Here is a 23,527-nt window from a genome sequence, read left to right as displayed (position 1 = left end):
AAATGTCCGAGCCAGTAAAAGTGCGCGCTCATAGCCAGGCTCACTGCAAGGATTGCAGTCTCGCGCCTTTATGTTTGCCACTTTCGTTAAACCTGGAAGACATGGATGCGTTAGAGGAAATCGTCAAACGCGGTCGCCCATTGAAAAAAGGCGAATTTCTGTTTCGTCAGGGCGACCCGTTCGTCTCGGTCTACGCAGTACGCTCCGGCGCCCTCAAGACATTCAGCTTGAGTGACAGCGGCGAAGAGCAACTCACCGGTTTCCACTTGCCCAGCGAGCTGGTCGGTTTGTCAGGCATGGACACCGAATCCTATCCAGTATCTGCCCAGGCACTGGAAACCACGCCGGTTTGCGAAATTCCCTTCGAGCGTCTGGACGAGCTTTCGGTACAGCTGCCGCAACTGCGTCGCCAGCTGATGCGCATCATGAGCCGGGAAATTCGTGACGATCAGCAGATGATGTTGCTGCTGTCGAAAAAGACCGCTGACGAACGTATCGCGACCTTTCTGGTCAACCTGTCTGCCCGTTTCCGCGCCCGTGGCTTTTCGGCCAACCAGTTCCGTCTGAGCATGTCGCGCAATGAAATCGGCAATTACCTGGGCCTGGCAGTTGAAACGGTTTCCCGGGTATTTACCCGCCTGCAAGAAAACCAGCTGATCACCGCTGATGGCAAGGAAGTCCACATTCTTGACCCCATCAAGCTGTGCGCCCTGGCCGGTGGCTCGCTGGAAGTCTGAATCCGTCATTCATCGGGCTATACTGGCGAGCTAACGCACGCCAGGACAGCCCGATATGATCCGCGACGACTTTTGCCTCAAATCCTTGATTCGCCCAGTAATTGACTTCCCCAAAGCAGGGGTGATTTTTCGCGATATCACGCCGCTGTATCAATCCCCCCGCGCCATGCGCGTGATTGCCGATACCTTTATCGAACGCTACGTCGAGGCCGATTTCAGCCACATCGGCGCCATGGATGCCCGCGGCTTTTTGATTGGCTCGGTACTGGCGCATCAACTCAACAAGCCGCTGATCCTGTTTCGCAAGCAGGGCAAATTGCCCGCTGACGTTTTAGCCGAAGGCTATCAGACCGAATATGGCGAAGCGTTTCTCGAGGTTCACGCCGACAGCCTGTGTGAAGGCGACTCGCTGTTGATCGTCGATGACCTGATCGCTACGGGCGGGACCCTGATTGCCGCTGCCAATCTGGTGCGGCGCATGGGGGCACAGGTGTTTGAAGCCGCTGCGATTATTGATCTGCCACAACTGGGCGGGTCGAAACGCCTGCAGGAAATGGGCGTCCCGACGTTTTGCCTGACTGAATTTTCCCTGACAGAGTAAGGCCGTGTCGTCTGCTCGCCGGCAAGCTGATGCTTACAGAACGATCGGTCTGCGCCCGGAGAACGAGTGGGCCAGGGTTCCGCCGTCAACCAGTTCCAGCTCCCCACCCAGCGGTACACCGTGGGCGATGCGCGAAGCAATAAGGCCTTTGTTGCCGAGCAATTGCGCTATGTAATGTGCAGTAGCCTCGCCTTCGACCGTCGGGTTGGTGGCGAGGATCACCTCGGTGAAGGTGCCCTGTTCCGCGATGCGCGTCATCAGTTGCGGGATACCTATCGCCTCCGGCCCCAGGCCGTCCAGCGGCGACAAATGCCCTTTGAGCACAAAGTAACGACCGCGATAGCCGGTCTGCTCGACGGCATAGACATCCATCGGCCCCTCAACCACACAAAGCAGGGTGTCGTCTCGGCGCACATCGGCGCACTGCGGACACAAGTCATCCTCGGTCAGGGTCCGGCACAGACGGCAATGACTCACGCCCTCCATAGCCTGACTCAAGGCCAGCGCCAGACGCGAACCACCGCTGCGATCACGCTCAAGCAATTGCAGAGCCATGCGCTGTGCAGTCTTTTGACCTACGCCCGGCAAGGTGCGCAAGGCATCGATCAGTTGGCGAATCAGGGGACTAAAGCTCATAGGGAAAGGTCCGACAAAACAACGAGAGGCGGTTTATACCCGCGGTCCGGGCCAGCGTCAAATGCCAGCAATCCCGTGCACCCGGGCAGCCTGCACCATTAATCAAAAACAGCCAGGCAAAAAAATGCCAGGCCCGGGGCCTGGCATTTTGTGCAGCGCCTTAGAACGGCAGCTTCATGCCTGGCGGCAGTTGCATGCCGGAGGTCACGCCGGACATTTTGTCCTGGCTATTGGCTTCGACCTTGCGCACGGCATCGTTGACTGCAGCCGCGAACAGGTCTTCCAGCACTTCACGGTCATCATCGCTGACGCCTTCAAGCAGAGCCGGATCAATGCTCACACGCTTGATGTCATGACGACCGGTCATGACCACAGTCACCATGTCGCCACCGGCTTTACCAGTGACTTCAGCATTGGCCAGTTCTTCCTGCATTTTGGCCATTTTTTCCTGCATCTGCTGCGCCTGCTTCATCAGGCCGGCCATGCCACCTTTCATCATGGGAATCACCTCAAACGTTATTTGGACAATGCACCCGCGGCCAAGAAACCTCGGGCTGTAAGTTTTTCCTGGCGTTATGAAGCCTGAGCCTCAACAACGTCAACAGGTTGAATCGTATCGTCACGGACTGCCGCACCGAATTGTTCAATCATTTGCTGCACCAGCGGATCGGCATAGATGGATTCTTCTGCCAGGCGCTGGCGCTCTGCACGAAAGCGCGAGGCGGCCTGGGCCGGGGTTTCCTGCTCCGGCTTGATCAGCTCGATAGTCACTTTGAGTGTGCGCTGATGATACTGGTTCAACGCATCATTGAGCCGGCGCTGCTGAGTCGCGTTAAACAACGCGCTGTGGGCCGGGTCCAGATGCAGCAACCAGTCATCACCATCAACCGAGATCAATGTGCAGTTGGCGCCAATGCTCGCCGTCATGCCCGATACCGGTAATTTGGGGAACATATTCAGCCATTCAAGGGCCAGCCCGGTCGCAGGCTCGGCAGCAGGCAATGGCTCGGGCTCAGGTGCAGGCTCGCCCCCATGCTCGCTGGCCAGTTCGTCAAGGTAGCTATAGGCCGCCGAGTCCATGTCCGGCTCAATGTAATCTTCGTCCAGTGGCGGCTCGTCATCGCGATCCAGGCCCGACAGCGCCGAGTCCACTTGCTCCGGCGTTGGCTCAGGTACAGGCGCGTCTTCCCACTGCGGCGCGTCCGGCACCACGCTGTCAGGCGTAGGCAACGGCATCGGTGGCAACTCGGGTTGTTCGCCGAGCGTATCGAGCATCGCTTGGGGCGCCAGCGGCTCTTCGATCACGGCAACAGCAGGCTCGTTCCACGGCAAGTCCACTACCGGCACTGCTGGCGCCCTGGGGGCCGCCACAGGTGCAGGTGCCGGCTCAGGCTCAGGCCTGGGCACTTCAACCACCGCCACAGCGGCAGGTGCAGGTGCAGGTGCAGCAACTACTGGCGCAACAGCGGTCGGGCCAGCCACGGTTTGGGCGGAATCAACTGTGGCCTGGCTGATCCCCACTGGCTTTAGCGGCTGACTCGGCGAGTCTGTCGCGTCTGCCGGACGGAAGGCCAGCATCCGTAGCAGGACCATTTCAAAACCGCCACGGGGGTCTGGTGCCAGCGGCAAATCACGCCGGCCGATCAGGCCCATCTGGTAATAAAACTGTACGTCTTCGGCAGGCAATACCTTGGCCAGGGCCAGTACGCGATCACGGTCGCCGTGGCCGTTGTCGACCCCTTCGGGCAACGCCTGGGCAATGGCAACGCGATGGAAGACGTTGAGGATTTCGGACAGCACGCCGTTCCAGTCCGGGCCCTGCTCGGCCAGATGGCGCACAGCCTCCAGCAGTCCCCGGGCATCGCCTTCGATCAAGGCGTGCAGCAGGTCAAACACCTGGCCGTGGTCGAGAGTACCCAGCATGGTGCGCACATCAGCCGCCAGCACCTTGCCTTCACCGAAGGCAATGGCCTGGTCGGTCAGGCTCATCGCGTCACGCATCGAGCCGTCCGCAGCCCGGCCCAGCAACCACAGCGCGTCATCTTCAAAGGGTACGTTTTCGACACTCAGCACATGGCTCAAGTGCTCGACTACCCGCTCGGGGGTCATGTTTTTCAGGGAGAACTGCAGGCAACGGGAAAGGATTGTCGCCGGCAGTTTCTGCGGATCGGTGGTCGCCAGGATGAATTTGACGTAGGGCGGCGGCTCTTCAAGGGTTTTGAGCAACGCATTGAAGGAGTGGCTGGAGAGCATGTGCACTTCGTCGATCAGGTAGACCTTGAAGCGCCCGCGGCTTGGCGCGTACTGCACGTTATCGAGCAACTCGCGGGTGTCCTCGACCTTGGTCCGGCTCGCGGCATCGATTTCGATCAGATCGACAAAGCGCCCTTCGTCGATTTCGCGGCACACCGAACATGTTCCGCACGGGGTCGAGGTGATACCTGTCTCACAGTTCAGGCATTTGGCGATGATCCGCGCAATGGTGGTCTTGCCGACACCACGGGTACCGGTAAACAGGTAGGCGTGATGCAGGCGCTGACTGTCCAGGGCATTGATCAGAGCCTTGAGCACATGGGTCTGGCCGACCATTTCGCGGAACGAGCGCGGACGCCATTTACGTGCAAGAACCTGATAACTCATTGATAACCGTCGCGTCAGAAAAGCGGAAGGGGCTAATGCTAGCGGAGCAGGGGCAAAATTGCATCCGATGCGCACTTTAAACTGCTCATGCCGTACAGCCGCATGTTTTATGCCGCGCACAAAAAGACATCGACCGCGGAATAAACGCCGGGACGGGCTTGAACAAAAGAGGCTGCTGAGGTTGTTTCTAATCACCCGTGTAAACACTTCGCACGGGCATTCATAAATCTTGGGTGTAGCCAGTATTGTCACACATGGCCTACCTGATACGTCGCAGAGCCTTCTACTACCTGAATCTCAGACTTCCGAAGCACCTTTTCCCGAGGTGTAACACTTTATGTCTGCGCATGAACCTCAGGTCCCGACAACCAGCAATTTTTCTTGCGTCTTCCTTAGCCCAACAAATCCACAGCCACTTGCTTGCCCCCCCCCGCACAGTCTCTACCTGCGGTCACTACGGGACCAATCCAACTCGCTTCTAAAACCTATAAACTGAAAACTATAGAATCGACTTTCCACCCACTCACTGCGGCTTAGAGGGTCAATTCGACAAGGATTCGTGGGCAGTCCACACAGTGATGTCGTTTTCAATCACCTGAACTTGAGAAGCACTGAATAGGTTTAAGTCAAGGATGACTACCTGATAGGTCTTATTGGTAAACCCACAACCTCCAACGAGCTTGTTCACTCCTTGGACGATGTACTGCAGCTGCGTGTCGTATGCTTCTTCCGAGGGGCAGACAAGCGATCCTTTCTTGAGTGTATTTGGAGCAGCTATTGCACTGACAGACAGAACAAGACCAAGGCTGAAGACTACAACTCTCATGGTATCCATACGCTATCCCTACGTCATTGATGCCGATGCGCCAGTAATTTTTGCCACCGCTCAAGCGGTGAAGAATACCGATTTCTGGTTACTGCATGAAACTAGGAACTCTTCACCGCGCACTGAAAATCTCAGATTACTATTTGGAAGGTTTGTGTATCGGGAGCGTAGGATGCTTCGGTTTGGTTTCCGGGTTTACGTGACGCCTTCTGTCGTCTTTACCATCTTCTCTCGCTGGCTTGGGTCCAGGCTTGATCTCAGTAAACATTCGCCATCCTTATCATATTGGTATTGTGGGCTCTCAATTGAGATAAGGACTGATCGCATTAAGACAGCGGCCTGCAAACTCCATCTCCCATATCAATAGATAGCGGCAATTGGCCACAAGTCAAGGCAAGCAATAGCGCATTGCCTCCCTGCTCATCTGCACCTTGATCTGATGCAATCACATCTGCTTCTCAAAACCTAATTTGATGGCAGCGCTCTTGATAGTCTCAGCACAAATCGAACAGGCCCGGCTATGAGACATCAAGGTCCGGTACGGATTGGCGACGTTCCAGAACAAGCATGAACAAGCCCGCGATTGAGAGTACCGCCCCAATGATGGTGTAGTTTTGACGCTCAGACATGTGGCCAATATTGTTAACCCGCCCCATACCAGTAGCGACCGACACATCCACCATCATTGCGCAAAACACGACAAACACACCCACGACAAGCACCGCTATACCCAATCCTTTCATTAGCCACCTCCAAATAAAGGCACAAGGCTATTACCTTGTTAGTAGAACAGGTCAGCGCAACACAAAAAGCTCAGCACTAGCCAATTCAACCGCACCTATTTGGACATAGGCCAGCGAGTACGACCACAAGCCGCCCACAGATGATTCAAACCGTACCGATACAAACCAATTGACCACCCTATCGAACACACACACACAATCGGTACACCCAAAAGAGCACAGGCCTCACCATCATGTTCATCAGAGCTTATCTTCGCGCCAGTACAGACTCACAAGACGCCAGCCGTGCCAAGCAATCGCTAATCGACTTCGCATCAGAGCATGATCACAAGATTGCCGCCTTCTACATTGAGAACGAGTCAGGCAGTAAGCTGGATCGTCCTGAACTGTTCCGACTGCTAGAAGACAGCCACGAGGGTGACGTGCTGCTGATTGAAGGCGTAGACCGCCTCTCCCGCCTATCACAAGAAGACTGGGCAAGCCTCAAGGCCACCATTGCAGCCAAGAAGGTGACAGTTGTATCGCTTGACCTATCCACCAGCCATACAGCATTGAAGGCCACAGACGGCATGGATGACTTCACAAAGGGGATGATTGCCGCCGTCAACGGGATGCTGCTCGACATGCTGGCGGTCGTAGCTCGTAAGGACTATGAGGATCGTCGTCGCCGTCAGGCGCAGGGTATCGAAAAGGCAAAGAACAAAGCAGCGTACAAAGGCCGTCCGGCTGATCAGGAGCTACACGCTCGCATTAAGGCTTGCAGGGCATCAGGTAACAGCCTTCGTGACACAGCAACAATCGTCGGATGCGCTCTGTCTACCGTGCAACGCGCACTCAAGCAGCACCCTTAACAAAGTATCGTCATTTCTGACCCTTTAAGACGCGCCAACTCTTACCCTGTGGGTATCCCTACCTCATCGCTACAACGCCTAATTGAGCGCTATAGCTCAGCGTAAGAGCCAGATAAATCGAGCTTTGACCAGCCGATGTGACGCGCTAGGGATTCGGCTAATATTTGCATACCATCCGCTCTATTAAACGACTGCTAGCTTGACACTAGCGATCTCCCACAGAGGGATTTCGCCCCCCGCCAACGCGATCTAAAGCCGTGGTTCAGGCTGGCGGAGCACTTAAAATGATCCCATCAAGAAGCAAACCTAATGTCCCGCACTTTCCTTTACTGCCGCGTCAGCACCTCCACCCAGCTCACTGAGAACCAAGTACAGGAAGTAAAGTCCGCTGGTTTCGATTTACAGGCGAGCCTGTGTAACCGAGGAAACCGTCTCAGGCAGCACCATCGCAAAGGGTCGTCAGGGCTTTCAGAAGTTGCTGGACAGCACAGAGCTTAAGGCGAAGGGTATGAAACAGGCTCAAGTGGCGAATGAACTCGGCATTGCTATTGCGACGGTCAAGCGCCACTGGAATTAAGTCTGCCAGCCCCTCAGAACGAGAGACTAGCAACTACGATTACCAAATGCTTTGAGAAATAAATGAAAGCTGCTTTTGACATTTCTCAACGGACGAATTTACCTCAACCTGCTGCCCATTAATAGTAAAACTCTGATTCGGCCTCAAGCATTTTATTGGGATTTGTTTGGCCGAAGCAATGCGACCAGAGCCAAGGAAATCATCCACTGGCACAATATGATTGTCGGGATCATTAGTTGTAAAGTGCTGCATATTCTTACTGATAAGTTCTTTTACTTTCTTCAGATATATCTTGGTTTGATTATTAGGCTCATTGCGAGCACCGGGCGCTGTAGACCAACCGCAATGAGTTACAACAACCATTTGAATCTTTGGAATTGAAAGCCCTGCATCGCCCATTGCTCGCATGAACGCCCTATTGGGATTACCCAACAAATCGAGTAGCAACTCAAGAGAATCCACCGACTGTTGGTCGGTACGCACCGGGACGATCAATGCGTCCACTGCGTGCCAAGAGAGCTGCGTTGCCCCCGAGAAGAACGGAGAAGTATCGATAATGACTCGACTAACCTCAAGCTTTTTCAACTCTCGCTCAATCAGACTCTTGAGAGACTCCAGTATCTGGACTTTTGCCCTCTCAGCCTCACGAACGACAGGAATGTTTCGAGCTTGAGCCAATGCGCCTTCGAGAAGAGTAGGAAACTCGTACAAATTCGCCGAAGACGGAACGAAGTACGAATTATGACCCTCGAAATACTGATTATAGTTCTCTACAGGAAGCGCAATGTTTGATGGAAATGACATCCTTGGCATGGTGTAGGGAAGTAACGCATCATACATAGTGACCCCTGTAACCGCCTGACCACCACTAAAGAAAGCTGTAGAGTTACCCTGCGGACAGGTATCAATCGCCAAAATATTCTGCGAGTCATAAGCCAAGTTAAACGTTAGCGTTGACTTGCCTATCCCACCTCGCAAGTTACACACCGCATACTTTTCAAACTTTGGCAATGACAGGTCTAAGATACTCCCTCTTGTTTGAAACAACTGCGCATCATTTGCGTAGTATGCAGCTTGTCGAGCGATGATTTTGTCAATGTTCATTAGGTTCTCCTTACCTAGTGGCAATTTAACATCCTTATGAGCAGGCGGGACATTTTTTTGAAGGAAGGACATCAAAGCAGCCTCCCCACGAACAAGAACACCGCAATCATCAGCAAGTGAGCAGCACGGATGAAAATTGCCGATCACAAGTCGATGGAAGTGCGTCAAGCTCCCTGTAGCTAGCTTGCAACTGTCACCAGGAACCTACGGGGGAAGCTGAGCGCGGCTTCTACGTACAATTCAGAAACGAAAAAGCCCCGCAGATCAAGCTCTGCGGGGCTTTCATTTGTATGGCGGAGAGATAGAGATTTGAACCCTTCCCACACAGCTACCTGAGAGCGCGACACTACCTCTACAAACCATCGGATTGGCGATTGAAAACGGACAAGGTAGTATTGCCAGCACGGCGCACCACTTAGGTGTACCTAAACGCTGTCACACTTCGAGATTTTTGACGCGAAAATCCTTGTAGAATCAAGGACTTAGAGAATGGAGGCAACCCCACCAGCCACACCCCGGCACACAATGTTCCCGCTGTGGCTGCTTCCTTCCGGATCTGACCAGGTTAACGGGTAATCGTTGCGGAGGGACCGATAGGGTCACCATAACAACATCCGCTTAGCAGCGAACGGCGCCATTGTACCTGTCTGAGGAAAACTTACAACCGCTGCGGCAAGAATAAAAAAATGAGCGGGCTCAAGCACTTGGATTGGGCCATACAGGGCGGGGACCGGGCAGCAGACTCTGCAGGAGCGAGCTTTTCAACAAGGCCGCGAAGAGCTCGCGAGCAAGCTCGCTCCTGCAGGGGGCTACCACTCTAGATCTGGATGCCCTGCTCACCCAGGAACGCCACAAAGGCTTCCTCATCCAGTACCTTGAGCCCCAGCTCATTGGCCTTGACCAGTTTCGAGCCCGCGCCGGGGCCCGCCACCACGCAATGGGTCTTGCCGGAGACCGAACCCGAAACCTTGGCTCCCAGGCTTTCGAGTTTGTCTTTGGCGACGTCGCGACTCATCAACTCCAGCGAGCCGGTCAGCACCCAGGTCTGCCCGGCCAGCGGCAAACCTTCCACGGTCTTTTTCTCGCTCTGCCAGTGCATGCCGAAGTCGCGCAACTGCGCCTCGACAGCCAGAGCCGCCCGGGCATTTTCTGGGTTGTCGAAAAATTCGCGCACCGCTTTGGCCTGTTTCTCAGGCAGCGCCTGGCGCATATCGAGCCAGTCAGCGTTGATTACCCCCTCAAGGGTTACAAACTTTTCGGCCAGCTTTTGCGCACCACCCGGCCCAACCGAGGGGATATGCAGCTTGTCGATCAACCCGCCCAAGGTGGCACTGGCCGCGAACTCGGCCCCCAGATCTCCCTGGTCCTGCAATTCCAGGCCACGCTCAAGCAATTGCGCTATCACCTGCTGGTTATGGGCATCACCGAAGAAGCTGTGAATCTCGTGGGCCACTTCCAGCCCGACATCCGGCAAGTAGGTGAGTACTTGCGGCAAAGCACGCTGTACACGCTCCAGAGAGGCCAATGAGCGCGCCAGTACTTTGGCCGTCTCCTCTCCTACATCGGGAATTCCCAGAGCGTATATAAAGCGCGCCAATGCCGGACGTTTGCTGTCAGCTATTGCCTGCAGCAAATTCTTGCTCGACAGCTCGGCAAACCCTTCAAGGTCGACAATTTTTTCGAAGGTCAGGGTGTACAGATCGGCCGGCGAACTCACCAACCCCTCATCCACCAACTGCTCGACGCTTTTTTCGCCCAGGCCTTCAATATCCATGGCCCGACGCGAAACAAAGTGAATGATCGCCTGTTTGAGCTGGGCCCCGCAGGCCAGTCGCCCGACACAGCGGTACACCGCCCCTTCACTGATGGTTTCGCGACCCTTGCTGCGCTTGATCAGTTGCGTGCGCTCTACGTGGGAACCGCACACCGGACAGCTCTCCGGGATCTGCACCGGGCGAGCGTTTTCAGGACGCCGCTCCAGCACCACTTGCACCACCTGCGGAATCACATCACCGGCACGGCGAATAATCACCGTGTCACCAATCATCAGCCCCAGACGCGCCACTTCATCCATGTTGTGCAGCGTGGCATTGGAGACCGTGACCCCCGCCACCTTGACCGGCTTTAAACGCGCCACCGGCGTGACCGCACCGGTACGACCGACCTGAAACTCCACATCCAGCAGCTCGGTCAGCTCTTCCATCGCCGGGAACTTGTGAGCAATAGCCCAGCGCGGCTCGCGGGCACGAAAGCCCAGCTCACGCTGCGATGCCAGGCTATTGACCTTGAACACCACACCATCGATTTCATAAGGCAGGGACGCGCGGCGCTCGCCAATATCACGGTAGTAGTCCAGGCATTCGCCAATGCCCCGGGCCAGTTTCAATTCATGACTGATCGGCATGCCCCATTGCTGCAACTGCTTGAGATTGCCGATATGGGTGTCTGAAAACTCCTCAGACACCTGACCAAGGCCGTAGCAGCAAAACTCCAAAGGACGACTGGCGGTAATTTTCGAGTCCAGCTGCCGCAAACTGCCTGCTGCGGCGTTACGCGGGTTGGCAAAGGTTTTGCCGCCTGCGGCGAGCTGGGTCTCGTTAAGACGGTCAAAGCCGGCCTTGGACATGAAGACCTCGCCCCGCACCTCCAGGACTGCGGGCCAACCGCTGCCATGCAGCTTGAGCGGGATATTGCGTACCGTGCGCACGTTGACACTGATGTCTTCGCCCGTGGTGCCGTCTCCGCGAGTAGCTCCGCGCACCAGATTGCCGTCCCGATACAGCAAGCTGACCGCCAGACCATCGAGCTTGGGCTCACAGCTGTATTCAACTTCGGCGCCGCCGCCAAACAGATCGCCCGCCGGCAAATCCAGACCTTCGCTGACGCGCCGGTCGAATTCACGCATGTCTGTTTCATCAAAGGCGTTGCCAAGACTCAGCATCGGCACTTCGTGGCGCACTTGAGTAAAAGCCGACAACGCCGCGCTGCCGACTCGCTGGGTCGGCGAGTCCGGGGTGATCAGCTCCGGATGCTCGGTCTCCAGCGCTTTGAGCTCGCGAAACAGACGATCGTACTCGGCGTCCGGAATGCTGGGCTCGTCGAGTACGTGATAGCGATAGTTGTGCTGATCCAGTTCAGCGCGCAGCTCTAGAATTCGGGTATTGGCGGCGGTCATGGGGTGTTCTCTCACAAAGCAAAAGAGCAGCCGAGGCTGCTCTTGCGTTAATCATTTTGCGTTTCTGCGGGAGCAAGCATGCCTGCCCCCACCTGTTTAGCGTTTCTGGGTCAGGGCACGACGCTCGAACTCGACGATGCGCTGACGGTAATGCTCGATGGTCTGAGCCGTCAAAACACTGCGCTGGTCATCCTTAAGCTCACCGTTGAGCTCCTGGGACAACTTGCGTGCAGCGGCAACCATCACATCGAATGCCTGCTTGGGATGACGCGGGCCCGGCAAGCCGAGAAAGAAGCTCACGGCAGGGGTGCTGAACAGGTCAATATCATCCAGATCAAACACGCCCGGTTTCACGGCGTTGGCCATGGAGAACAACACTTCGCCATTACCGGCCATGCTTTCGTGGCGGTGGAAAATATCCATCTCACCAAAGCGCAAACCGCTTTCAAGGATGTTCTGCAGCAATGCAGGCCCTTTGAAGCCGGCAGGATCGCGACTGATCACACTGATGACCAGCACTTCTTCAGCGGCCTGTTGTGCTGCTGGCTCCTTCGCTTCAACCGCCGCCACACTTGGCGCTGAACGCCCGCGTGGTTTGGCTTCCTGGGCGAAGTCATCATCGCGGGCGCTGATGCTCGGACCGTCTTCCAGATCCAGATTGAGATTCAGGTCACCCTGGCTCGGCTCCCCGCCACGCTTGCTGCGCTTGGAACCCTTGTCCCGTGGCGACATGCTGACCGATGGCAGGTCGTGCTCGTCAAGCTGGGGCTCTTTATGGGCCGGCGTGTCCAGGACTCGCGAAGGACCCAGCAGCTCGGCGCTGGTCTCCTCGTCAGGGACGTTGGAAAAGCTGCGGTCAAGGCGAAACTTGAGTTTGCCCTTGCCGCCGCGCATACGGCGCCAGCCATCAAAAAGAATACCGGCGATGACCACTATGCCGATGACTATCAGCCACTCGCGCAGACCGATTTCCATGTAATCCCGTGCCCCTAAAAAATGATTCTATGAAGAAGAGCCTAAAGCCCTTTAAAACGTGGCGCCAACTCTATGTTCTGAATGGCGTTTTACCCACGTACAAAAAATTAGACGCTAAATTAACACGACCAAAGATAACTTTACACCGTCTGTCGCATTGGGCTAATGCCCATATAGCCCACGACCCATCAGTCATGCCAGACAAATATTCAGGAATTCTCTTTCGAGAAGAAAAATCCCCCTACATGCTTATAGCTCAAGCATCGACCATTGCCATTGCCTCCTCGACATCAACCGCCACCAGACGAGAGCAGCCGGGCTCATGCATTGTCACTCCCATCAACTGATCGGCCATTTCCATGGCGATTTTGTTGTGGGTGATGTAAATGAATTGCACGGTCTGTGACATCTCTTTTACCAGGCGGGCATAGCGGCCCACGTTAGCGTCATCAAGCGGTGCGTCAACTTCATCAAGCATGCAAAACGGCGCAGGATTGAGTTTGAAAATGGCAAAAACCAGTGCCAGGGCAGTCAATGCTTTCTCGCCACCGGACAGCAAATGAATGGTGCTGTTCTTCTTGCCCGGTGGACGCGCCATGATAGTTACCCCTGTATCGAGTAAATCTTCGCCCGTCAGTTCCAAATAAGCGCTGCCACCACCGAAAACTTTTGGGAAAAGTGCCTGTAATCCACCATTTATCTGATCAAAGGTGTCTTTGAAGCGACTGCGCGTCTCTTTGTCGATCTTGCGAATAACGTTTTCCAGGGTATCCAGCGCCTCGACCAGGTCGGCATCCTGGGCATCCAGATAACGTTTGCGCTCGGACTGCTGCTGGTACTCATCGATGGCCGCGAGGTTGATGGCCCCCAGACGTTGAATCCGCGCTGCAATACGTTCCAGCTCTTCTTCAGCCTGCTGCTCATTGACCTCGGCATTCAGGGTTGCAAGCACCCCGTGCAGGTCATAGCCATCGGCCAGCAACTGATCCTGCAACGTGGTTCGACGCACTGTCAGCGCCTGCCACTCCATGCGCTGCTGTTCAAGCTGCCCGCGAATCAGCTGCGATTGCTGCTCGGCCTGATTGCGGCGCTTTTCAGCGTCGCGCAATTCACGGTCAGCATCCTCAAGGGCGGTCTGGGCGATCTTGAGCTCCTGATCCACGGTCAGGCGCTTGTCGAGCAACTCTTCAAGCTTGAGGCGCAATTCTTCGAGGGGAGCCTCGCCCTCCTCCAGATTAAGACTGAGCTGCTCACGCTTTTCCGCCAGACGCTCGGACTGCAGCTCCAGCCGCTCAAGGGCCTGACGCGTTGAGTCGTGCTGCGCCTTGAGCGAGCCCAGACGCACCGCCAGCTGGTGAGCGTGATCCTTGTGCTGACGCGCTTCCTGGCGCACCCGGTCCAGGCGCTCGCGCAGACTGTCGCGCTGGGCCAACAGCAGCTCACGCCGCTCAGTGTCGGTGGCCATGGCATCCAGCGCATCCTGGAGCTGCAGGCGGGACTCGCCAACCTGCTCATGCTCCAGGGCTCGCTGCTCTCCCAGCTCGACCAGCTCTTCATCCAGGCGACGCCGGCGCAAGGTCAATTGCTCGACCTTGGCTTTGCTGGCAGATAGCAGGGCCTTGATCTCACCTTGCTGACGGGCTTCGTCCTGCAGACGGCGACGCACCTGCTCGCGGGAGTCTTCCTGGGTCAACTGTTGCTCGCGCAAACGCTGTAGCTGTTCTTCAAGGCTGGCCAGTGCGGCTTCACGCTCTTCGCGCTCAGCACCCAAATGCTGAATTTCCTGCCCCCGGGCCAACACACCGCTTTGCGCTTCGCTGGCACGCCGAACCCGCAAAAAGTTGCGCCCGACCCAATACCCGTCCCGGCTGATCAGGCTCTGGCCATCGGCCAATTGCACGCGCATGGCCAGCGCCTGCTCCAGGGTTTCCACCGCCCTGACCTGACCCAGCCATGGCGAGAGATCGAAGTCGGCCTCGACCTTGTCCAGCAAACTGCCGGCCAAACGACCGCCCTGGGCACCGGCACTGAACAGGCGCAGGTCGCCCTGGGCAAAACCGGCCAGGTCCAGTTGCGCAAAGTCATCCACCAGCACGGCCTGCAAGTCGGCGCCAAGAACCGTCTCGACCGCCAGCTCCCAGCCGGCTTCAACGCGCAGGCCTTCGGCCAGACGTGGGCGATCGGCGAGCTGCTGGTCTTGCAACCACTGCGCTGCACCGGTGCCCGGGTCCAGAGCTGCCTGCTGCAAGGCCTCAAGGGAGGCCAGGCGACCGTTGAGCCGCTGCAGCTCACCCTGTGCCTGCTGCTGATTCTGTGTCGCCTGCTGCAAATCGTGCCGCACCTGCTCCAGCCGCTCGACCAGCAGCTCTTCACTGGCTTGCAGTTCTTCCTGGGTCAGCTCGCTGGTTGCCAGTTGCTCACTCAGCTCGAGAATCGCCGCATCTTCAGGATCGGCCGCCAGCAAGGCGCGCTCTTCTGCCAGCCGGCGCTGACGCTCGGCCACGCGCTCCATGCTGGTTTCCAGCTGCTGGATACGCGCCTGCAAGACTTCGGACTGACGCTGGGGCTCTGCCGAGCGCTGGTTGAAATCATCCCACTGCTCTTGCCAGCCATGCATGGTGTGTTCGGATTCTTCCAGCGCGGCTGCCGCTTCTTCGGCCGCAGCGCTGGTCAGTTCCTGCTCTGGCGCGAGCATTTCAAGCTCTTCACCCAGCGTCGCCAACATCGTCCGGTCATGCCCCAGATGGGCCTCGGTTTCGAGACGGGAACGCTCGGCTTCGCGCAGGTCATCCTGCAACTGACGCAAACGCTGCTGACCGTGCTGAATGCTTTGCTCGACCCGGGCAATATCACCGCCGACCGAATAGAAGCGTCCTTGCACCAAATTAAAGCGTTCTGACAGATCATGGTGCCCGTCACGCAAGCGTTCGATGCTGGCATCGGCATTGCGCTGCTCGGCCACCAGGGCTTCGAAACTGACTTCCTGGTTGCCAATAACCGCTTCGCGCTGGCCCACTTGCTCGTTCAGTGCCTGCCAGCGCAAAGCTGACAGCTGAGCCTTGAGCTGACGCTCTTGGGCCTTGTATTCCTGATATTTCTCGGCTGCCTGGGCCTGGCGATGCAAGCGCTCAAGCTGACGCCCCAACTCTTCACGCAGGTCGGTCAGGCGGGCGAGGTTTTCGTGGGTACGGCGAATACGGTTTTCAGTCTCGCGGCGACGCTCCTTGTATTTGGAGATGCCTGCCGCCTCTTCGATAAAGTTACGCAGATCCTCGGGCTTGGACTCGATCAGTTTCGAGATCATGCCCTGCTCGATAATCGAATAACTGCGCGGCCCGAGACCGGTTCCCAGGAAAATATCGGTGATATCACGCCGACGGCACTTGGTACCGTTGAGGTAATAGGTGGTCTGACTGTCGCGGGTCACTTTACGACGGATGGAAATCTCGGCGTAGGCCGCGTATTCGCCCAGCAGCGTGCCGTCGGAGTTATCGAACACCAGTTCGATGCTGGCCTGACTCACCGGCTTGCGTGTGGTGGAACCGTTGAAGATGACATCCGTCATCGACTCGCCGCGCAGGTTTTTAGCCGAGCTTTCACCCATCACCCAGCGCACGGCGTCGATGATGTTCGACTTGCCGCAGCCGTTAGGGCCTACAACGGCCGCCATATTGCTCGGGAAGTTAACGGTTGTCGGATCGACGAAGGACTTGAAGCCCGCGAGTTTGATGCAAGTGAGGCGCACGCTCAGGCAACCGTCAAGGCAGACAGCACCAGGTCACAACTGCGCTGGGCATAGCGGCTCAGAACCTCGCGAATCTGCGGCAAATCACGCGCCACTACGGCCTCGAGCAACTGCGCGAAGAGTTCCAGGTATTCGCTCATTTCAGCCTTGCGCTGATCCAGCGCCAGGTAATAGGCACGGCTCATGGCCGGATGCAGGTTTTCAACGGTTTCCTGCAAATACGGGTTGTCGGCAAACGGAAACGCCGCACGCATCACATTGAAACTGTCTTCGACAAATGCACTGATGTCCTGACGCTCGTAGCTGGCGACCAGACGCTGCTGAATCTGCAGGAAAGGCCCCAGATCAGCCTGTACCGCCCAGCGGCGGGCCACGGCGTTGCCCAGCAGAATGTACATCTCGCTCATCAGCGTGCACAGGCTCTGCACCTTGTGCGCAGTGAGCTCGGTGACATGGGCGCCGCGCCGCGGGAGGATGGCGATCAGGTGCCGGCGCTCGAGAATCAGCAACGCTTCGCGCACAGAACCGCGACTGACGTTAAGTGCCAGAGTCACTTTCTGCTCTTGAATGCGCTCCCCAGGCTTGAGCTCGCCCCGAATGATGCGTTCGGCGAGGTGGTGAGCGATTTGCTCGGCGAGGCTATCCGGCGCCTTGAACGTCATGTTTTACCTTCAAAATCTTCGATCAGTACAAGCGGCGCAGTGTAACTCACTTGCCCGGTGCTAGCGGAGTGCCGCAAACCCTGAATTTGGCACGAAATAAGCAAATAAATTCCCGTTATTTAAATCACCGGGACAGTCGAGCCTAATTTCTTGACCTGAGAGTCAGCTTTAGCTAGATTCAGTCCATCCCGCTCTATAACAATAATGATTTTGCGAGGCCTTCCGTGATCCAGTTCCTACTCAACCAGACGCTGCGCTGCGAGCATGCGCTGGACCCGAACATGACCGTGCTTGAATACTTGCGCGAGCACCTGCACAAACCCGGCACCAAGGAAGGGTGCGCCAGCGGCGACTGCGGTGCCTGCACTGTGGTGGTGGGTGAGTTGCATAGCGACGATACAGGCACCCGGAGCCTGCGCTATCGCAGTATCAATTCGTGCCTGACCTTTGTTTCGACCTTGCACGGCAAGCAACTGATCAGCGTTGAAGACCTCAAACACCAGGGCCAGCTGCACAGCGTGCAACGGGCAATGGTCGACTGCCATGGTTCACAGTGCGGTTTCTGCACCCCGGGCTTCGTGATGTCGCTGTTCGCCCTGCAAAAGAACAGCACCGGCCTCCATGATGGTCATCAGGCGCACGAAGCGCTGGCCGGCAACCTGTGTCGCTGTACCGGTTACCGCCCCATCCTGGCCGCCGCCGAGCAGGCCTGCAACGCAGAGCGGGGCGATCAGTTCGATGCGCAACAGAGCCAGACCATCGCTCAACTCGAAGCCATTACCCCGACCCAGACCGCAGAACTGAACAGCGGCGACAAACGCTGCCTGCTGCCCTTGACCATCAGCGATCTGGCTCAGCTATATGAGTCGCACCCCCAGGCCCGCCTGCTGGCCGGAGGGACCGATCTGGCCCTGGAAGTCACCCAGTTTCATCGCCCGTTACCGGTCATGATCTATGTCGGCAACGTGGCCGAAATGAAACTGATCGAACGCTTTGAGGACCGCCTTGAAATCGGGGCTGCCGTTTCACTGACTGACGCCTACAGCACGCTCAAGGCTGAATACCCGGACTTCGGCGAACTGCTGCAACGCTTCGCGTCCTTGCAAATCCGCAATCAGGGCACCCTTGGCGGCAATATTGGCAACGCCTCGCCCATTGGTGACACTCCTCCACTACTGATCGCTCTCGGTGCACAGTTGGTGCTGTGCAAAGGGGAAGCCCGGCGCACCCTGGCGATTGAGGATTACTTCATCGACTACCGGGTGACGGCTCGTCAGGAAGGCGAGTTTATCGAGAAAATTGTCATCCCTCGCGCCAGCCAGAGTCATACCTTTCGCGCCTATAAAGTATCCAAGCGCCTGGATGACGACATCAGTGCCGTGTGCGCGGCCTTCAACCTGCATATCGACAACGGCCTGGTGGTTGAGGCACGGGTCGCCTATGGCGGGATGGCTGCCATCTCCAAACGGGCCAAAGCCTGTGAAGATGCCCTGCTCGGCGCCCCCTGGAACCCGTCGACCCTTGAGCGGGCCTGTGCGGCACTGGCCGAAGATTTCACCCCGCTGTCCGACTTTCGCGCCAGCAAGGAATACCGCCTGCTGAGCGCGCAAAACCTGCTGCGCAAATTTTTCATCGAGCAGCAAACGCCACACCTTGAGACGCGGGTAACAGCATATGTCTAATCATCACAAGATTGAGCCAACCCAGGCCGAGTTGACCGCCCTCTTCCGGCAAGACCTGAAGACCGGCGTTGGCCGCAGTGTCAAACATGACAGTGCCGAGAAGCACGTTTCGGGTGAAGCACAGTACATCGATGACCGACTTGAGTTTCCCAATCAGCTACATCTTTACGCGCGCTTGTCCGACCGGGCTCACGCCAGAATCATTCGCGTCGATACATCGCCCTGCTATGGCTTTGACGGAGTGCGCCTGGCAATCACCCATGAGGATATTCCCGGCCTCAAGGACATTGGTCCGCTGCTGCCCGGCGACCCGCTGCTGGCCATCGACAAGGTGGAGTTTGTTGGCCAGCCGGTACTGGTAGTGGCCGCAAAGGACCTGGATACCGCCCGCAAGGCAGCAATGGCGGCGATTATCGAGTATGAAGACCTGGAGCCGGTGCTCGATGTGGTGCAGGCCCTGCGCAACAAGCACTTCGTGCTCGAAAGCCACACCCATCAACGCGGCGACTCGAGCGGTGCACTGGCCCGGGCCACTCACCGCTTGCAGGGCAGCCTGCATATCGGCGGGCAAGAACACTTTTATCTCGAAACCCAGATCTCCTCGGTAATGCCTACCGAAGATGGCGGCATGATTGTTTACTGCTCGACGCAAAATCCGACCGAAGTGCAGAAACTGGTCGCCGAAGTCCTTGATGTTTCGATGAACAAAATCGTCGTCGACATGCGGCGCATGGGCGGAGGCTTTGGCGGCAAGGAGACCCAGGCGGCCAGCCCCGCCTGCCTGTGCGCGGTAGTCGCGCGCCTGACCGGCCAGCCGAGCAAAATGCGTTTGCCACGGGTCGAAGACATGCTGATGACCGGCAAGCGCCATCCGTTCTATATCGAATACGACGTCGGCTTCGATGCCAGGGGCCAACTGCAAGGCATTCAGCTGGACCTGGCCGGTAACTGCGGGTGCTCGCCTGACCTGTCCAATTCCATCGTCGACCGCGCCATGTTCCATGCCGACAACGCCTATTACCTGGGCGACGCAACGATCAATGGCCATCGCTGCAAAACCAACACCGCTTCAAACACCGCCTATCGCGGTTTTGGCGGGCCCCAAGGGATGGTTGCCATCGAAGAGGTCATGGACCGTATCGCCCGCCACCTGGCCCTCGATCCGCTGGCCGTGCGCAAGGCCAACTACTACGGCAAGACTGAACGCAACGTGACCCACTATTACCAGACCGTGGAGCACAACCTGCTGGAGGAAATGACCGCAGATCTCGAGGCAAGCAGCCAGTATTACGAGCGACGCGAAGCGATCAAGGCGTTTAACGCCAGCAGTCCGGTGCTGAAAAAAGGCCTGGCACTGACCCCGGTTAAATTCGGTATTTCCTTTACCGCCAGTTTTCTCAACCAGGCCGGGGCACTGATCCATATCTACACTGACGGCAGCATCCACCTCAACCACGGTGGTACCGAGATGGGTCAGGGCTTGAACATCAAGGTGGCCCAGGTGGTGGCCGAGGTGTTTCAAGTGGAGATCAGTCGCGTGCAAATCACCGCGACCAACACTGACAAGGTGCCAAACACCTCGCCGACTGCCGCCTCCAGCGGTGCCGACCTGAATGGCAAGGCCGCGCAAAACGCTGCTGAAATCATCAAGCAACGGCTGATCGAGTTTGCAGCCGGCAAGTATCAGGTCGAGCCGCAGGATGTGATGTTTCACAATGGCCAGGTCCGCGTTGGCGAGCAGATCATCAGCTTTGAAACCCTGATCCAGCAGGCGTATTTCGGCCAGGTCTCACTGTCGAGCACCGGCTACTACAAAACACCAAAGATCTTTTATGACCGCACCCAGGCACGCGGAAGGCCGTTTTACTACTTTGCCTTTGGCGCCGCCTGCGCCGAAGTCATAGTCGACACCCTGACCGGCGAATACAAGATGTTGCGCACAGACATCCTCCACGACGTGGGCGCCTCCCTGAACCCGGCCATTGATATTGGCCAGGTCGAAGGCGGCTACATCCAGGGCGCCGGCTGGCTGACCATGGAAGAACTGGTGTGGAATGCCAAAGGCAAACTCATGACCAGCGGCCCGGCCAGCTACAAGATTCCGGCCGTGGCGGACATGCCCCTGGACCTGCGGGTAACCCTGGTGGAGAACCGCAAGAACCCGGAAGACACGGTGTTCCACTCCAAGGCCGTAGGCGAGCCACCGTTCATGCTCGGCATCGCCGCCTGGTGTGCGATCAAGGATGCAGTCGCCAGCCTCGCCGATTATCGCCTGCAACCCGAGATCGACGCGCCGGCAACACCGGAGCGGGTGTTGTGGGGGTGTGAGCAAATGCGTAAAGCAGCCCGGGAGAAACCGTATGAATAACTGGATCAGCGCCCTGGCCGACCTGCAGCTACAAGGCGAACCTTGCGTCCTGGTGACCATTATCGAGGAGCAAGGCTCGACCCCGCGCAATGCCGGCTCGAAGATGGTAATCAGTGCCGCGCAGACCTTCGACACCATCGGCGGCGGTCATCTGGAATACAAGGCGATGGAGATTGCCCGCCAGATGCTCGACAGCGGCAAGCACGACACCCATCTGCAGCGGTTCAGCCTGGGCGCCAGCCTGGGCCAATGTTGTGGCGGCGTAACCCTGTTGCTGTTCGAGCCCATGGGCCAGGTGCAGGCCCAGATCGCCGTCTTTGGCGCCGGCCATGTGGCGCGTGCACTGGTGCCGCTGCTTGCCGGCCTGCCGTGCCGGGTGCGCTGGATCGACTCGCGGGAACAGGAATTCCCGACGCAAATACCTGCAGGCGTGCGAAAAATCGTCACCGATGAACCCGTCGACGAGGTGGATGCGCTGCCAACAGGTTGCTACTGCATCGTCATGACGCATAATCACGCCCTGGACCTGGAACTCAGCGCCGCCTTGCTCAAACGTAACGACTTTACCTACTTCGGTTTGATTGGTTCCCAAACCAAGCGCGTGAAGTTCGAGCATCGCCTGCGCGACCGCGGTTTCAGCCCGCAACATTTGCAGCGCTTGCGCTGCCCGATGGGCTTGAGCGAAGTCAAAGGCAAACTGCCTGTGGAAATCGCCATATCCATCGCCGGCGAAATCATCGCCACCTATAACGCCCACTTTGGCCAGCACACGGCCAGTGGCAACACCGCGTCATCTGAACCCATTAAACAATTGCTGCCGTCTTCACGACGCAGCCATGCCACGCACCGAGAATTGTCATGACCTGTAAAGCCTATCGCGCCGCCATCCTGCACAGCATTGCCGACCCCGCCGAAGTCGGCATTGAAGCCTCCTATGAGTATTTCGAAGATGGCCTGCTGGTGGTCGAAAACGGTCTGATCAAAGCCGTCGGAGCAGCCAGCGAGCTGCTTGCGACACTGACCGCCGATACCGAGATCACGGAATACACCGATGCGCTGATCACGCCCGGTTTTATCGACACCCATATCCACTTCCCGCAAACCGGGATGATCGGTGCCTACGGCGAGCAGTTGCTCGACTGGCTCAACACCTACACTTTCCCGTGCGAAAACCAGTTTGCCGATAAAGCCCATGCCGACGAAGTGGCAGGCATTTTCCTCAAGGAACTGCTGCGCAACGGCACCACCACGGCCCTGGTATTTGGCAGCGTGCATCCGCAATCAGTGGATGCCCTGTTCGAAGCCGCCCAGGGTCTGGACCTGCGTTTGATTGCCGGCAAAGTGATGATGGACCGTAACGCGCCGGAGTATCTGACCGACACCGCCGAAACCGGCTACAGCGAAAGCAAGGCGCTGATCGAGCGCTGGCACGGCAAGGGCCGCCTGCATTACGCGGTGACCCCACGCTTCGCGCCGACCAGTACGCCAGAGCAATTAACCCTGGCGGGCAAGTTGTTGGGTGAATACCCGGATCTGTATCTGCACACCCATATCAGCGAGAACCTTCAAGAAATTGAGTGGGTAAAGTCGCTGTTCCCGGAGCGTAAAGGCTATCTGGACGTGTACGACCACTACCAACTGCTGGGAGAGCGCTCGGTATTTGCCCATGGCGTGCATTTGTGTGACGAGGAATGCGCCCGACTGGCTGAAACCGGCTCGGCAGTGGCTTTCTGCCCGACGTCCAACCTGTTCCTTGGCAGCGGCCTGTTCAACTTGCCGATGGCAGAGAAGCATAAGCTCAATGTCGGGCTGGGCACGGATGTGGGTGCAGGCACTAGTTTCTCGCTGCTCAACACCCTGAACGAAGCCTACAAGGTCATGCAACTGCAGGGTGCACGCCTCGATCCGTTCAAGTCGTTGTATCTGGCCACCCTGGGCGGCGCGCGGGCCCTGCGTCTGGAAGACCGTATCGGCAACCTGCAAGCGGGCAGCGATGCGGACTTTGTGGTCCTGGACTACAACGCCACACCGTTGATGAGCTATCGCCTCAAGCAGTCGAAAAACATTGCCGAAACATTGTTTGTATTGATGACCCTGGGCGATGACCGCACCGTGCAACAGACCTATGCAGCGGGCAATCTGGTGCATCAGCGCTAAACCTGAATACACCGCTACCTTGTGGGAGCCGGCTTGCCGGCGATGACA

Annotated in this window: 17 protein-coding genes, 1 other RNA gene and 1 pseudogene; 8 read left to right on the top strand and 11 right to left on the bottom strand. The window is 57.3% G+C overall.

Translation table 11 applies throughout. The annotated features are described in order from the left end of the window. Positions 1-2: 2 nt before the first annotated feature. Both fnr and FEZ21_RS11485 read left to right on the top strand, forming a co-directional pair. Positions 3-737 (top strand): fumarate/nitrate reduction transcriptional regulator Fnr, encoded by a 735-nt coding sequence (fnr, locus tag FEZ21_RS11490; RefSeq protein ID WP_003447190.1) that lies wholly within the window; start codon positions 3-5, stop codon positions 735-737. A gap of 55 nt (positions 738-792) precedes the next feature. Continuing rightward, entirely contained in the window at positions 793-1,338 is a 546-nt protein-coding gene (locus FEZ21_RS11485; RefSeq protein ID WP_010656163.1) for an adenine phosphoribosyltransferase, read from the top strand. A 33-nt stretch (positions 1,339-1,371) separates the two neighbouring features. Here the strand turns inward: FEZ21_RS11485 and recR are convergent, their stop codons facing one another. The 5 genes from recR to FEZ21_RS11460 form a co-directional block, all read right to left on the bottom strand. Beyond that, positions 1,372-1,974, bottom strand: a complete 603-nt coding sequence (gene recR / locus FEZ21_RS11480) for a recombination mediator RecR (RefSeq protein ID WP_160627150.1) — start codon at positions 1,972-1,974, stop codon at positions 1,372-1,374. A gap of 160 nt (positions 1,975-2,134) precedes the next feature. Beyond that, positions 2,135-2,473: a YbaB/EbfC family nucleoid-associated protein gene (locus tag FEZ21_RS11475; RefSeq protein ID WP_003447184.1), complete on the bottom strand. Its 339-nt coding sequence runs from the start codon at positions 2,471-2,473 to the stop codon at positions 2,135-2,137. A gap of 74 nt (positions 2,474-2,547) precedes the next feature. Continuing rightward, positions 2,548-4,614 carry a DNA polymerase III subunit gamma/tau gene (dnaX, locus tag FEZ21_RS11470; protein WP_160627149.1) on the bottom strand — a complete coding sequence of 689 codons (2,067 nt, stop codon included), beginning with the start codon at positions 4,612-4,614 and terminating at the stop codon, positions 2,548-2,550. Between the two features lie 541 nt (positions 4,615-5,155). Then, a complete protein-coding gene (locus tag FEZ21_RS11465; protein ID WP_160627147.1) occupies positions 5,156-5,449 on the bottom strand; it encodes a hypothetical protein in 294 nt (97 codons plus the stop codon). Between the two features lie 509 nt (positions 5,450-5,958). Beyond that, positions 5,959-6,183: a hypothetical protein gene (locus FEZ21_RS11460; RefSeq protein ID WP_160627144.1), complete on the bottom strand. Its 225-nt coding sequence runs from the start codon at positions 6,181-6,183 to the stop codon at positions 5,959-5,961. A 233-nt stretch (positions 6,184-6,416) separates the two neighbouring features. Between FEZ21_RS11460 and FEZ21_RS11455 the strand changes: the two genes are divergently transcribed. Beyond that, positions 6,417-7,034 carry a recombinase family protein gene (locus tag FEZ21_RS11455; RefSeq protein ID WP_160627142.1) on the top strand — a complete coding sequence of 206 codons (618 nt, stop codon included), beginning with the start codon at positions 6,417-6,419 and terminating at the stop codon, positions 7,032-7,034. A gap of 309 nt (positions 7,035-7,343) precedes the next feature. Continuing rightward, positions 7,344-7,527 (top strand): annotated as a pseudogene (locus tag FEZ21_RS22620) (recombinase family protein); the annotation flags it as partial. A 123-nt stretch (positions 7,528-7,650) separates the two neighbouring features. Here FEZ21_RS22620 and FEZ21_RS11450 read toward each other — a convergent pair. From FEZ21_RS11450 to FEZ21_RS11425, 6 genes are all read right to left on the bottom strand, one after another. After that, positions 7,651-8,715, bottom strand: coding sequence for a ParA family protein (locus tag FEZ21_RS11450; protein ID WP_160627140.1), 1,065 nt, complete (start codon positions 8,713-8,715; stop codon positions 7,651-7,653). A gap of 499 nt (positions 8,716-9,214) precedes the next feature. Beyond that, positions 9,215-9,311: signal recognition particle sRNA small type (gene ffs / locus FEZ21_RS11445), an RNA gene on the bottom strand. Between the two features lie 221 nt (positions 9,312-9,532). Then, positions 9,533-11,890: an NAD-dependent DNA ligase LigA gene (gene ligA / locus FEZ21_RS11440; RefSeq protein WP_010656165.1), complete on the bottom strand. Its 2,358-nt coding sequence runs from the start codon at positions 11,888-11,890 to the stop codon at positions 9,533-9,535. Between the two features lie 96 nt (positions 11,891-11,986). After that, a complete protein-coding gene (gene zipA / locus FEZ21_RS11435) occupies positions 11,987-12,865 on the bottom strand; it encodes a cell division protein ZipA (protein WP_003447169.1) in 879 nt (292 codons plus the stop codon). 256 nt (positions 12,866-13,121) lie between these two features. Beyond that, a complete protein-coding gene (smc, locus tag FEZ21_RS11430; RefSeq protein WP_160627138.1) occupies positions 13,122-16,610 on the bottom strand; it encodes a chromosome segregation protein SMC in 3,489 nt (1,162 codons plus the stop codon). A 2-nt stretch (positions 16,611-16,612) separates the two neighbouring features. Then, positions 16,613-17,272: a GntR family transcriptional regulator gene (locus FEZ21_RS11425; protein WP_003447165.1), complete on the bottom strand. Its 660-nt coding sequence runs from the start codon at positions 17,270-17,272 to the stop codon at positions 16,613-16,615. 224 nt (positions 17,273-17,496) lie between these two features. Between FEZ21_RS11425 and xdhA the strand changes: the two genes are divergently transcribed. From xdhA to guaD, 4 genes are read left to right on the top strand one after another with little or no spacing between them, the layout of a single operon-like run. Continuing rightward, positions 17,497-18,954: a xanthine dehydrogenase small subunit gene (xdhA, locus tag FEZ21_RS11420; protein WP_160627136.1), complete on the top strand. Its 1,458-nt coding sequence runs from the start codon at positions 17,497-17,499 to the stop codon at positions 18,952-18,954. Next, complete coding sequence (gene xdhB, locus FEZ21_RS11415) at positions 18,947-21,322, top strand: xanthine dehydrogenase molybdopterin binding subunit (protein ID WP_160627134.1); 2,376 nt, start codon at positions 18,947-18,949, stop codon at positions 21,320-21,322. Before xdhA ends, xdhB begins: the two co-directional genes overlap by 8 nt. Then, entirely contained in the window at positions 21,315-22,184 is an 870-nt protein-coding gene (gene xdhC / locus FEZ21_RS11410; protein ID WP_127195920.1) for a xanthine dehydrogenase accessory protein XdhC, read from the top strand. The genes xdhB and xdhC overlap by 8 nt, the downstream gene beginning before the upstream one ends. Next, the gene (gene guaD / locus FEZ21_RS11405) at positions 22,181-23,479 is read left to right on the top strand and encodes a guanine deaminase (RefSeq protein ID WP_003447159.1); all 1,299 of its coding nucleotides are present in this window, start codon (positions 22,181-22,183) and stop codon (positions 23,477-23,479) included. The genes xdhC and guaD overlap by 4 nt, the downstream gene beginning before the upstream one ends. The last annotated feature ends 48 nt before the right edge of the window (positions 23,480-23,527 follow it).

Source organism: Pseudomonas sp. 9.1(2019), assembly GCF_009910445.1.
Classification (GTDB): Bacteria; Pseudomonadota; Gammaproteobacteria; order Pseudomonadales; family Pseudomonadaceae; genus Aquipseudomonas; species Aquipseudomonas paraversuta.
This window is presented reverse-complemented; position numbering and strand designations above follow the sequence as displayed.